The following is a 12,629-nucleotide window of genomic DNA, read 5'->3' as shown; positions in this document are numbered from 1 at the left end:
AAGAAAAACACTTGCAGAAAGGAAATCTTATGCCAGAAAACCTCGCCCTACGCATGCGGCCTACTGACATTGATCAGATCATCGGCCAGCAATATCTGGTCGGACCAGGGAAAATCATCCGTCGCATGGTTGAGGCTAACCGCCTGTCCTCGATGATTCTCTACGGGCCACCCGGCATCGGCAAAACCTCCATCGCCTCGGCTATTGCCGGTACAACTAAATATGCTTTTCGGACCTTTAATGCCACCGTAGATAGCAAGAAGCGCCTGCAGGAGATCGCTGAAGAAGCTAAATTTTCTGGCGGACTGGTGCTCCTGCTAGACGAGATTCACCGTCTGGACAAGACCAAGCAAGATTTCCTGCTGCCACTACTAGAAAGCGGGCTAGTCATTATGATTGGGGCGACGACGGAAAATCCTTTCTTTTCTGTCACTCCCGCTATTCGCAGCCGGGTTCAGATATTTGAGCTTGAGCCCCTCAGCAACAAAGACATCCGGACAGCCATTCAGCTAGCTTTGACGGATAAGGAACGAGGATTTGATTTCCCAGTGGAGCTAGACGAGGAAGCCTTAGACTTCATCGCGGTCTCTACCAACGGAGACCTGCGCTCCGCCTATAATTCACTGGACCTAGCCGTACTCTCTACCCCAGAAGATGACAAGGGCATCCACCACATCACGCTTGATGTGATGGAAAACAGCCTGCAAAAGAGCTACATCACCATGGATAAGGACGGGGACGGCCATTACGATGTCCTCTCTGCCCTGCAGAAGTCCATCCGTGGCTCCGATGTCAATGCCAGTCTCCACTACGCAGCTCGGCTCGTTGAGGCAGGAGACTTGCCTAGCCTAGCTCGACGCTTGACCGTTATCGCTTACGAAGATATTGGTCTGGCAAATCCTGACGCTCAAGTCCATACCGTTACAGCTCTAGAAGCAGCTCAGCGGATCGGTTTTCCTGAAGCTCGTATCCTTATCGCCAATATTGTTATTGACCTTGCACTTTCGCCCAAGTCCAACTCAGCCTATCTAGCCATGGACAAGGCCTTGGCTGACCTAAGAAAGAATGGAAACCTCCCCATTCCCCGCCACTTACGCGACGGTCACTATACCGGCAGCAAGGAATTAGGCAACGCTCAGGACTATCTCTACCCTCACTCCTATCCTGGCAATTGGGTCAAACAAGACTATCTACCTGATAAGATAAGAGATGCCAATTATTTCACTCCCAATGAAAATGGCAAATACGAGCGAGCCCTGGGATTGACCAAGAATAAGATTGATGACTTAAAAAAATGATGGCATCGTTTGCAAAAAATCACATTTTTCTCTTGAATTTTTCAAAATTTATGGTATTATAGTTATAGAAACGCTGTGGTGTACGACTTCACACTTAAGTGTTGACCGACTATTTTTTGTATTATTAGGGAAACAAAAGACTTCTAACAGCGTGCAGGCCGTGTCACGCGGAAGCAGCTTCAGTTAGAGCGAGTTGCCCACCTGCTTAATTGCGCGGGTTCAATACAAATCGTGAAGGTCCGGCACCAATACAGCTTTTTCTGTTGCCTCCTTAGCTCAGTTGGTAGAGCAGTAGACTCTTAATCTATGGGTCGCAGGTTCGAGCCCTGCAGGGGGCATAGAAAGTATGACTTAAAAGCCTTGGAATCCAAGGCTTTTTCATTATTTAAACGACCTCTGCCCCATTTTTTGCCCCTCATTTTTTATGAGCAATCTTTCTAAATACCTCTGGTTTGAAAACTTTCTCTTCTAAAGTATGAGTATAGACTTCCACTGAGCTTGAAATATCTCGATGCCCTAAAATTTTTGTAATAACTCCAAGGTCAACATCTTCGTCCCATAGAGAGCCAGCCTTTTGTCGTGATAATAGAGCAAACAGCTAATTCCTCGAGTAATACATGCAAAGCTACACATGATCAATATTTTTCCTGCCCCATTTGCTTTCTAAATAGAATTCGGAAGACAGGGTAAATTGCAGATTATTTATTTTATCCTACTCTTTTTAAAATATTTTTTAAAATTTAAAACAAAAGTCTTGCTTTTCTTTTTATTTACGATATACTTGTTCTTGTATCTGATACAGATTTATAAAAAGGAGTTCATATGGATACAAAATTCTCAGTTGCTTTGCATATCCTAACAATGATTAGCGAGAGCAAGGAAACCCTAAGTTCTCAAGCATTAGCTACTAGTGTTGGGACTAACGCTAGTTACATTCGTAAGGTAATCGCCTTATTAAAAAATGTAGACTTAATTAGTTCCCAGCAAGGAAAAACTGGCTATCGACTCAATAAATCTCCAAAAGAAATGACTTTACTTGAGATCTACTATGCAACTCAAGAAATCAATCACATCAGTTTATTTCCTGTTCACCAAAATAGCAACCCTGATTGCCCCGTTGGAAAACATATCCAAGGAGCAGTTTCGCCACTTTTTGCCAATGCCGAATCTCAGTTAGAGAAGGAACTAGCCCACCAAACCTTAAAAGATGTCATTAACAATCTTTATAAAGAAGCCAAACAAAAACGAAACTGATTTGCATGCAGATCAGTTTAAAAAACGCTAGACATGTATCTGTATCAGATACAGCTAAAAATAGAAAAGAGAAGACAATGAAAGTCGCACAACACACTGCTTATAACAAAAACAATATCACACTGAACATTACAGAAATCGCTAAACCAAGTATCACAGACAAAGAAGTTTTGGTCAAAGTCACCGCAGCTGGGGTTAATCCTCTCGATAACATGATCTCTCGTGGTGAAGTCAAGATGATTGTCCCTTACAAACTCCCACAAACTGCAGGTAATGAAGTTGTTGGAATTGTTGAAAGCATTGGAAATAAAGTTAACAACCTTCAAGTAGGAGACCGTGTCTTTGGACGTCTACCGCTTGACCATATTGGCGCCTTTGCAGAATACGTAGCTGTCGATAGCCAAGCCTTAGCCAAGGTTCCAGACTATCTATCAGACGAGGAAGCTGCTGCTGTACCTTTGACTGCCTTGACCATCATGCAAGCCTTAGAACTCATGGGAGCTCAAGCTGGAAAAACCATCTTTATCTCTGGTGGTACAGGCGGTGTTGGTGGAATGGCCATTCCAATCGCTAAAGCCAAAGGTTTGACAGTTATCACCAATGGGGCTGGAGATAGTGCTGAGCGTGTATTGACCCTAGGAGCAGACCGCTTTATCGATTACAAAACAGAGGATTATACAAAAACTGTTAGCCAGGTTGATTATGTCCTCGATACTCTCGGTGGAGCTGAAACTGAAAAACAAATGTCTATCATGAAAAAAGGTGGTCATCTTGTTTCACTTCGTGCCATGCCAAACGTTGCTTTTGCCAAACGCATGAATCTGCCAAAATGGAAACAGATTATTCTCGGCTTAGCAGGTCGTAAATTTGATAAGATGGCTGACAAATACGGCGTTCACTACCATTTTATCTTTGTAAAAAGTAATGGCGCTCAATTACAAGAGGTATCTGACCTATTTAGCAAATTAGAAATCAAACCATCTATCGATACAGTTTATCCATTTGAAGAAGTGAATAGCGCCTTAGACAAAGTCGCTAATGGTCGCTCACGTGGAAAAACAGTCCTCAGCTTTAAGAAATAAAAAGGAAAATACAATGTCATATATTACAACTAAAAATCAATACATCACTGTCCAAGAAAACCAAATCGCCTATCGCGAACTCAGCAAAGGCAAATCAAAACTACCACTTCTGATGCTGGTCCATTTGGCAGCAACTCTCGATAACTGGGATCCAAGACTATTAGACTTGATTGCTGAAAAGCATCATGTCATTGTAGTCGATCTTCCTGGTGTTGGAGCCAGTCAAGGAAAAGTTGCTCCGACTATTCCTGGAATGGCTGAGCAGACAATTGCCTTTATCCAAGCACTTGGTTACGATAAGATCAATCTCCTCGGTCTTTCTATGGGAGGTATGATTGCCCAAGAAATCATCCGAATCAAGCCTAATTTGGTCAACCGTCTCATCTTGGCAGGAACAGGACCTCGAGGTGGGGTTGAAATGGACAAGGTTACAGGGAAAACTTTTAGTTTTATGTTTAAAGCTGGACTGGAGCGCATTGACCCTAAACGCTATATCTTCTATAACCATGATGAACAAGGAAAAATTGAAGCCTTGAAAGTTCTAGGACGAATGGGTATGAGGACCAAGGAATTCGCGGATAAAGACATGAATGTTCCTGGCTTCTTGACTCAACTCAAAGCTATTAAACGTTGGGGGAAAGATCCTCAAGACGACCTCAGATTCATCACCCAACCAACCTTAATCGTCAACGGGGACAAGGATATGCAAGTACCAACGAAAAATTCCTATGACATGCATGAGAAAATTAAAGATAGTAAGCTGATTATCTATCCAAATGCAGGTCATGGTTCTATCTTCCAATATGCAGACGAATTTTCAAAAGAATTAAAAGCTTTCTTGGAGGACTAAGATGGTCAAAACGATTCTGATTACAGGTGCTACTGACGGTATCGGTAAACATTTGGCAAAGAAATTAGCCAGTGAAGGCCATCATGTCATCCTCCATGGTCGAAATCCTCAAAAACTTGAGCTGGCACTTCAAGAGGTTCGTTCAGTCTCCTTGAGAGGCAGAGTTTCTAGCTACCTCGCAGATTTTTCAAAATTAGACGATGTTTATCGATTTGTAGAGGAAATCAAGAGAGACTTTAAAAGTATCGATGTCTTGTTTAACAATGCAGGCCTGTATGCAGGGAAAGAACGAAAAGCGAGTGCTGAAAATGTCGAGTTGACTTTTATGTTATCCGTTCTCGTTCCCTATATTTTAACAACTGAGCTAAGTTCCTTGTTAGAAAAAGCGGCTGACGGCCGTGTCATTAATACTTCTTCCTATATGCATCATTTTGCCAAGGTCAAGGATTTGGACTTTGGTTTTGAGAAAGAATACAATCCAGGATTGGCCTATAATAATTCCAAACTTTACACGATTTGGATGACACGCTATCTAGCAAGGGATTTCTTTTTAAGAGGTTCAAATATCACTATTAATGCCTACCATCCGGGCTTGATTTCAACTAACTTAGGGAATGATTCCAGTGATGAAAAGACGAAAAAGTCTCTCTTCGGACGCCTGATGAAGTCTCTCTCAAAAAATCTAGATGAAGGGATTGAAACAGGCTACTATCTCACCTTATCAGAGGAAGTCAGGGGCTTGACTGGCTACTATTTTGATGAGAAGAAAGTGAAGTCAGTATCTGAAAAAGGCTACACACTTGAAAAAGCTAAAACTTTAATCACTTATTGTAATGATAGAATTGAGTTGTTCCAAAATAAGTCCGAAAAAGTTTAGCTTTCTTACTCCTTGATTACTATGCAGAGCTAATTTTCTAAACTAAAGTATTCTCTACTGCTATAAGATTATTTGTCCCATTTTGAATTAATTACATTTACAATCACTCCAAGCAGCTTTCAAAAATCATTTACATTTCAACCTTTTTCATTATTTTACAAGCTTTCGTCCCATTATCCGTACAATAAAAAGGCTTCAAACCATTGTTTTGGATCAATAGTTTGAAGTCTTTTTTACTTTATTGATTTCAAAAAAGTTGTACTTTCTTCGATGTGTCTTACATCATGCCGCCCATCATGCTTGGGTCCATAGCTGGTGCTACTGGCGCAGGTTCTGGCTTATTAGCCACAACAGCTTCTGTTGTCAAAATCAAGCTAGCTACAGAAGCGGCATTTTGCAAGGCTGAACGAGTCACCTTAACTGGGTCAATGATTCCAGCTTCAATCATGTTGACCCATTCGCCAGTCGCAGCATTAAAGCCTGTACCAGCTTCAGAGTTTTTCAGGCGGTCAATGACGATTGAGCCTTCGAATCCTGCATTCAGAGCGATTTGACGGACAGGCTCTTCCAAGGCGCGAAGTACAATATTGCGACCTGTCGCTTCATCTCCTGTTAATTCGAGACCAGCAACTGCAGCCAATACGCTGACAAAGGCTGTACCACCACCAGAGACGATTCCTTCTTCTACCGCTGCACGGGTTGCGTTAAGGGCATCTTCAATGCGGAGTTTCATTTCTTTAAGTTCGGTTTCGGTTGCGGCACCGACCTTAATCACAGCTACACCACCAGACAATTTCGCCAGACGTTCTTGCAGTTTTTCCTTGTCAAACTCAGAAGTTGTACTTTCGATTTGTGATTTGATAACGGCCACACGATTGGCAATGGCTTCAGGATTGCCAGAACCTTCCACAATCACAGTGCTGTCCTTGTCAACAGTGACCTTAGAAGCTTGTCCAAGCGCTTCAATAGTCGCATCTTTGAGCTCCAGACCAAGGTCTTCTGTAATCACTGTACCGCCTGTCAAGATGGCAATGTCTTCCAGCATAGCCTTGCGACGGTCACCGAAACCTGGCGCTTTAACAGCCACAACGTTGAAGGTTCCACGAATCTTGTTAAGAACAAGTGTTGGCAAAGCTTCACCATCCACATCATCCGCAATAATCAAGAGCGGACGGTTGGTTTTCAAAATACTTTCCAACAATGGCAGAATTTCTTGAATGTTAGAAATTTTCTTGTCTGTAATCAAGATATAAGGGTTGTCCAGATCAGCCACCATTTTTTCACTATCCGTCACCATATATTGAGACAGGTAGCCACGGTCAAACTGCATTCCTTCTACAACATCCAGCTCTGTTTCCATACCTTTGGACTCTTCGATGGTGATAACGCCATCGTTGCCAACTTTTTCCATAGCTTCAGAGATGTACTCACCGACTTTCTCGCTGCGAGAAGATACGGCAGCAACCTGAGCAATCGCTTCCTTGTTAGAAACCGGAATCGCTGTTTCTTTCAGAGCGCTGACAGCAGTCGCAACTGCTGCTTCAATCCCGCGGCGGATACCGATTGGATTGGCACCAGCAGTGACGTTTTTGATGCCTTCGCGGACAATAGCTTGGGTCAAAACAGTAGCAGTCGTTGTTCCGTCTCCAGCAATATCATTAGTTTTTGAAGCAACTTCTGATACTAGCTTAGCACCCATATTTTCAAAATGGTCTTCCAGTTCGATTTCCTTGGCAATGGTCACACCGTCATTGGTGATGAGGGGTGAGCCAAAAGATTTTTCCAAAACAACATTGCGCCCTTTAGGGCCCAAGGTTACCTTGACAGTATCTGCTAAAATATCCACACCACGAACCATTGCACTGCGTGCATCTGATGAAAATTTAATATCTTTTGCCATCTTTAAACCTCTTTCTTCGATTTTTACTCAACAATTGCAAGAATGCTTGCTTCCCCAACAACCAAGAATTTCTCATCCTGATCTTTAACTTCAATGCCAGCATGGCTTTCAACTAAAACCTTATCACCTGGCTTGACACTTGGTGCAACCAGCTCTCCGTTCAACGTACGGATGCCTTGGCCAACTGCGATGACTTTTGCTTCTTTTGTCGCATCTTGTCCTGCACCAGCAATGACAAAGCCACCAACTTTCTGTTCTTTTTCTTCTACTTTTAAGACCACACGGTCACCTAATGGTTTTAACATCTTTTTCCTCCAAAGATTGAATTTTAGCACTCTATGACATCGAGTGCTAATCTATAGTTATTATTTTATCACTTGGTCAGAAATAGTCAAGAAAAAACTTTGCCGAATGACAAAGTTTTTGGGGAAATTAATTGGAAACATTATTGAACTAACTTCAGTTTCTCTTCAAAATCATCAATAACCTTTTGCAGATTTAGTCTACCCTTGTAGATGCCATAGCCAAAGACCAGCATGACAAGAATTCCCAAAACAGCTAAGATGACTCCTACGATGAACAGAAGCAGATTGGTTCGATGAAAGAGATAGATCAGGACAAAATTGATTAATTCCTTTCAAAAAACGAAGGTAGCCTCATGAAATAGCTCCGTTTCTGTATATATTTATTCAAATACAAATTGATTGTGGTAGAGCTCAGAATAGAAGCCACCTAGATGCAGCAATTCATGATGATTGCCTCTTTCAATGACTTCCCCATCTTTTAAGACAATAATCTGGTCCGCATTCAATATAGTCTTTAAGCGGTGAGCGATGACAAAACTGGTTCGACCTGCCACAATAGCCTCCATCGCGCTCTGGATCTTGCTCTCGGTCACCGTATCAACATTGGAGGTGGCCTCATCCAAGATCAGTACTTGAGGATCGGTCAAAAGGGTTCGAGCAATTGAAATCAATTGCTTTTGACCTGTTGAAAAGATGTTTTGATCATCATCTACGATTGTATCGTATTGATCAGGCAAGCTTTCAATATACTCGTGAATATGAGTAGCACGCGCAGCGATTTCAACCATCTCCTGACTGGCATCCGGCACTCCAAATCTAATATTGTCTCGAATGGTTCCGCTGAACAAGACAGAATCTTGCAAAACGATACCTACATGACTGCGCAAGCTATCCAAGTCATAGTCTCGGATATCGCGCCCGTCAAATTCGATACTGCCCTTATCCACATCGTAAAAACGATTGATCAGGTTCATAATGGTCGTCTTGCCCGATCCTGTCGGTCCTACAACAGCTATCATCTTGCCTTTTGGCGCTGAGATGGAAACATCCTTCAAAATCGGCTTACCTTCGACATAAGAGAAATCCACATGCTTTATCTCGACGACTTCTTTCAGCTCGGTAAAGGCTGGTGCATTCTGCGGGCGCACTTCCTCAGGCGCATCAAACATTTCCTGAATCCGATCCGCACCAGTGAAAGCCAGCTGCAGGCTTCCCCAGCTTGCCGCAACCTGAATGATAGGCTGATAGTACTGTTGAGAAAACTGTGTAAAGGTTGAAATCAAACCAATGGCTACCGAGGTCTTCACATTAGGATCATTGAGCATAATGGCTGAACCCACAAAAATCACGATCGCCGTATTGATCAGGCTCATTCCGTTCATGACAGGAAAGAGCAAACCAGAAAAAGCACGTCCCTTAAAGGTTGCTGACCGAACCTTATCATTTTGCTGGACAAAGCCTTTGATGACTTCTTCTTGCATTCCCTGCACAATGACTGCCTTCTGGCCGGAAATCGTCTCATCCATGTAAGCATTAAGCTGACCGACTTCTTTTTGCTGCAAGTCTGTGTACTTGCGAGCCAGCTTGACGATGGACACCAAGACAATGATGGCTACTGGCGTGCTGGCAATCGTCACCCAAGCCAAGGTCGCATGCCGCATAAACATAATGACAATCAAACCGATGTAGAGAGCGATATTGCTCATCACTTGGACTAGACTCTCGTTGAAAGCCTGCAAGATATTATCCAAATCACTGGTAAAACGCGACAAGATATCCCCGTCTTGATGGCGGTCAAAGAAGGAAACGGTCAAGCGAGCCAATTTTCCAAAGAGACCCTTACGCATTTCATTGGTTGAGTAGGAAATGATCCGACTCATCAATAGCATGTAGATCAAGCTAGATAGCGAAAGGAAGATGAAAGCCAGCGCCAAATTCCACATGATTCCTTGGAAAGCGGCAAAGTCTGAAACATCGCCTGAAGCAAGCTTGCCACTCGCAAAAGCACTACCCAACTCCACCAGCTCACTAATGGCTAGACCGGTAAAAATCGGAAAGAGAACCTGTAAAACCGTCGAGATGATAATCATAATCATAACAACCAAAAAAGCCAGTTTATACTGTTTAAAATATTGCCAGAAAAATTTTGCTGTCTTCATATTAGTCCTCCTTTCCTTTTTGAGTCTCATAAATTTCTCGGTAGACATCATTTGTAGCAACCAAGTCTGCGTGTCTACCTTGGCCAATCAAGCGTCCTTGATCTAGCACCAAAATCTTGTCCGCATGGACAACGGAGCTAATCTTCTGGGCAATAATGATGGTTGTGGTTCCCTTCAAATCCTTGTTCAGCGCCTCTTGAACTAGCTTTTCGGACTTGGCATCTAGAGCTGAAGTCGAGTCATCTAGGATAAGAATATTAGGATTGCTGACGACACCCCGTGCGATGGATATTCTTTGCTTTTGTCCACCGGAGAAATTATTTCCCCGTTCTTCGACTTGGCTGTTGTAGGTATCTTCCATGCGATTGATAAACTCGCTCGCCTGAGCAATGCGCGCCGCCTGTTCTAACTCTGGCAGGCTAGCATTTTGCTTTCCTTGACGCAGATTGTCCGCAATCGTCCCCTTAAATAAAATAGCTTTTTGCAGAACGATGGAGACATTTTTTCTCAGCGAAGCTTCATTAATGTCGCGCAAGTCCTTGCCACCAATCTTAATAGAACCTTCCTGAGGATCAAAAAGGCGTGGAATGAGCTGGGCCAGAGTTGATTTCCCTGCTCCCGTCGCTCCGACAACACCAATCATCTCTCCTGGTTTGACTTCAAAGCTAATATCCTTGAGCATAGGCTCTGTATCTGTCGGATAGGTAAAGGTCACATGGTCAAAGACCAGACTACCTTCTAAATCTTCTTCAACTTCATTCTTGAAGGTCATCGCTGGCTCTGTATCCAAGACCTCCTTGATCCGCCGAATTGATACCATTGCACGCGTAACGGTATTGCCCAAAAATCCAACCATGATGATAGTAAACATGATTTGATTCAAGTAAGAAATGAAAGAGACAATTGAGCTAACCAAGCCTGGATCCATCTGTATCATGCTAGACAAGAGCCACATGGTCAGATAGACAGCCCCGTAGCCGACGATCATCATCATCGGTTGAACGATCGAAAAGGCATAACCAATAAAGAGATTTTGCTCCAAAAGTTCATCTGAAACTTGCGTAAACTTCTGATACTGCTCTCTCTCCTGCACGAAAGATTTGACGACACGGACGCCACGCAGATTTTCTTTGGCAATCGAATTGATCTTTTCTAAGAGAACTTGAAATTTGGCAAAGCGTGGACCCATCAAGCCCATCATCACTCCTGTCAAAAAGAAGACCAAAAAGACCATCAGGACAATCACCCACCACAAGGAAGGAATGGTCACCACCGCCAAAATAAAGGAACCTAAAAATAAAATAGGCAGGCGGAATAAAATCTGAAACATCATCATGACCAAATTTTGTACTTGGTTGATGTCGTTGGTCATTCGGACGACGAGATTCCCCGCATTGAACTGTTCAATATTGGCATAAGAGAAGGTCTGAATTTTCCGAAAGGTTTTTTCCCGTAAATCCGACGACACACCTTGGGAAATATAGGCTGCCAGAGTCACATTTGCCCCGCCAGCGAGCAAGCCAACAAGACCAAAGCCTAGCAACCATGCCCCCAAACGATAGATTTCTTGCCGATTTCCTGCCAAAAGAGCATTTAAGACATCCTTGAGATACAGGGGCTGCAACAGCGAGCTAGCCAGCATCAGCGATGTCATAAGAAGAGATAAAAAGATAAATAATTTATAGGCTGATAAAGCTTTTCTGAACATAATTCCTCCTCGTAGATTTTTAACTTTGTTTAGCTTCCTTACTATATCATAGATAAAAACAATGTCAAGTAAGAAATTTCAGTTATTATATGGTACAATATAATAAATAACTCTAAAAGCAAGTGAGTCCTTTTGTAGGTCTCGTACAAGGAGAAAAGATGGATAATCAACGAATTGCTGTGATTGGTCCTGGTTCTTGGGGAACGGCTCTATCGCAAGTCCTCAATGATAATGGCCATGAAGTCCGGATTTGGGGCAATATTGCAGAGCAGATTGACGAGATCAATAACCAGCATACAAACAAACGCTATTTCAAAGATGTGGTTCTAAGCGAAGAAATCAAGGCTTATCACGACTTGAAAGATGCCCTAGCAAACGTAGATGCTGTACTTTTTGTCGTGCCGACCAAGGTGACCCGTCTGGTAGCCAAACAAGTTGCGCAAACCTTAGATCACAAGGTAAAAATCATGCATGCATCCAAGGGACTGGAGCCCAATACCCACAAACGGATTTCAACTATTCTGGAAGAAGAAATCCCTACAGACTTGCGTAGCGAGATTGTTGTTGTTTCAGGCCCTAGCCACGCTGAGGAAACTATCGTTCGTGACATTACCCTGATTACCGCAGCATCTAAGGACCTTGAAACCGCTAAATATGTGCAGGAACTCTTCAGCAACCACTATTTCCGCCTCTACACCAATACTGATGTCGTTGGAGTGGAGACAGCAGGTGCTCTGAAAAACATCATCGCAGTCGGAGCTGGAGCTCTCCACGGGCTGGGCTATGGTGACAATGCCAAAGCTGCCATCATCACACGCGGTCTGGCTGAAATTACTCGACTTGGTGTCAAACTTGGAGCCAGCCCTCTGACTTACAGCGGTCTTTCTGGTGTCGGCGACTTGATTGTCACAGGAACTTCTGTCCACTCTCGCAACTGGCGGGCCGGCGATGCGTTGGGTCGTGGCGAAAAATTGGCTGATATTGAAGCTAATATGGGCATGGTTATCGAAGGAATCTCTACCACCAAGGCAGCCTACGAACTGGCTCAGGAGCTCGGTGTCTACATGCCAATTACCCAAGCTATTTACAAGGTCATCTATGACGGCCATGATATCAAAGATGCTATTCATGATATGATGAATAATGAATTCAAAGCTGAAAATGAATGGTCTTAATTTACAATATTTTTTATAAAG

Annotated in this window: 10 protein-coding genes, 1 tRNA gene and 1 pseudogene; 7 read left to right on the top strand and 5 right to left on the bottom strand. The window is 43.1% G+C overall.

Going from position 1 to position 12,629, the window contains the following annotated elements; all coding sequences use genetic code 11:
- The first annotated feature begins 29 nt into the window (after window positions 1-29).
- The 6 genes from D8791_RS01145 (at window position 30) to D8791_RS01110 (ending at window position 5,361) form a co-directional block, all read left to right on the top strand.
- Complete coding sequence (locus D8791_RS01145) at window positions 30-1,298, top strand: replication-associated recombination protein A (protein ID WP_125445979.1); 1,269 nt, start codon at window positions 30-32, stop codon at window positions 1,296-1,298.
- A gap of 265 nt (window positions 1,299-1,563) precedes the next feature.
- Window positions 1,564-1,636 (top strand) — tRNA-Lys (locus tag D8791_RS01135).
- Window positions 1,637-2,120: 484 nt separating this feature from the next.
- Window positions 2,121-2,552: an Rrf2 family transcriptional regulator gene (locus D8791_RS01125; protein ID WP_125445978.1), complete on the top strand. Its 432-nt coding sequence runs from the start codon at window positions 2,121-2,123 to the stop codon at window positions 2,550-2,552.
- Between the two features lie 77 nt (window positions 2,553-2,629).
- Window positions 2,630-3,634, top strand: coding sequence for an NADP-dependent oxidoreductase (locus tag D8791_RS01120; RefSeq protein WP_125445977.1), 1,005 nt, complete (start codon window positions 2,630-2,632; stop codon window positions 3,632-3,634).
- Between the two features lie 13 nt (window positions 3,635-3,647).
- Complete coding sequence (locus D8791_RS01115) at window positions 3,648-4,484, top strand: alpha/beta fold hydrolase (protein ID WP_125445976.1); 837 nt, start codon at window positions 3,648-3,650, stop codon at window positions 4,482-4,484.
- Window position 4,485: 1 nt separating this feature from the next.
- Window positions 4,486-5,361, top strand: coding sequence for an SDR family NAD(P)-dependent oxidoreductase (locus tag D8791_RS01110; RefSeq protein ID WP_125445975.1), 876 nt, complete (start codon window positions 4,486-4,488; stop codon window positions 5,359-5,361).
- A 277-nt stretch (window positions 5,362-5,638) separates the two neighbouring features.
- Here the strand turns inward: D8791_RS01110 and groL are convergent, their stop codons facing one another.
- The 5 genes and pseudogenes from groL to D8791_RS01085 form a co-directional block, all read right to left on the bottom strand.
- A complete protein-coding gene (gene groL, locus D8791_RS01105) occupies window positions 5,639-7,261 on the bottom strand; it encodes a chaperonin GroEL (protein WP_125445974.1) in 1,623 nt (540 codons plus the stop codon).
- A 23-nt stretch (window positions 7,262-7,284) separates the two neighbouring features.
- Entirely contained in the window at window positions 7,285-7,566 is a 282-nt protein-coding gene (gene groES / locus D8791_RS01100; protein WP_048766103.1) for a co-chaperone GroES, read from the bottom strand.
- A gap of 140 nt (window positions 7,567-7,706) precedes the next feature.
- Window positions 7,707-7,889, bottom strand: a pseudogene (locus D8791_RS01095) (DUF202 domain-containing protein); the annotation flags it as partial.
- Between the two features lie 57 nt (window positions 7,890-7,946).
- On the bottom strand, window positions 7,947-9,725 hold the full coding sequence (locus tag D8791_RS01090; protein ID WP_125445973.1) for an ABC transporter ATP-binding protein: 1,779 nt from the start codon (window positions 9,723-9,725) through the stop codon (window positions 7,947-7,949).
- A 1-nt stretch (window position 9,726) separates the two neighbouring features.
- The gene (locus D8791_RS01085; protein WP_125445972.1) at window positions 9,727-11,433 is read right to left on the bottom strand and encodes an ABC transporter ATP-binding protein; all 1,707 of its coding nucleotides are present in this window, start codon (window positions 11,431-11,433) and stop codon (window positions 9,727-9,729) included.
- 158 nt (window positions 11,434-11,591) lie between these two features.
- Between D8791_RS01085 and D8791_RS01080 the strand changes: the two genes are divergently transcribed.
- Window positions 11,592-12,608, top strand: a complete 1,017-nt coding sequence (locus D8791_RS01080) for an NAD(P)H-dependent glycerol-3-phosphate dehydrogenase (protein ID WP_125445971.1) — start codon at window positions 11,592-11,594, stop codon at window positions 12,606-12,608.
- Window positions 12,609-12,629: the final 21 nt, after the last annotated feature.

Source organism: Streptococcus cristatus (assembly GCF_003943515.1).
GTDB classification, from domain to species: Bacteria; Bacillota; Bacilli; order Lactobacillales; family Streptococcaceae; genus Streptococcus; species Streptococcus cristatus_D.
Note: the sequence above shows the minus strand (reverse complement) of the source record. Positions and strands in the feature narration are given on the sequence as shown.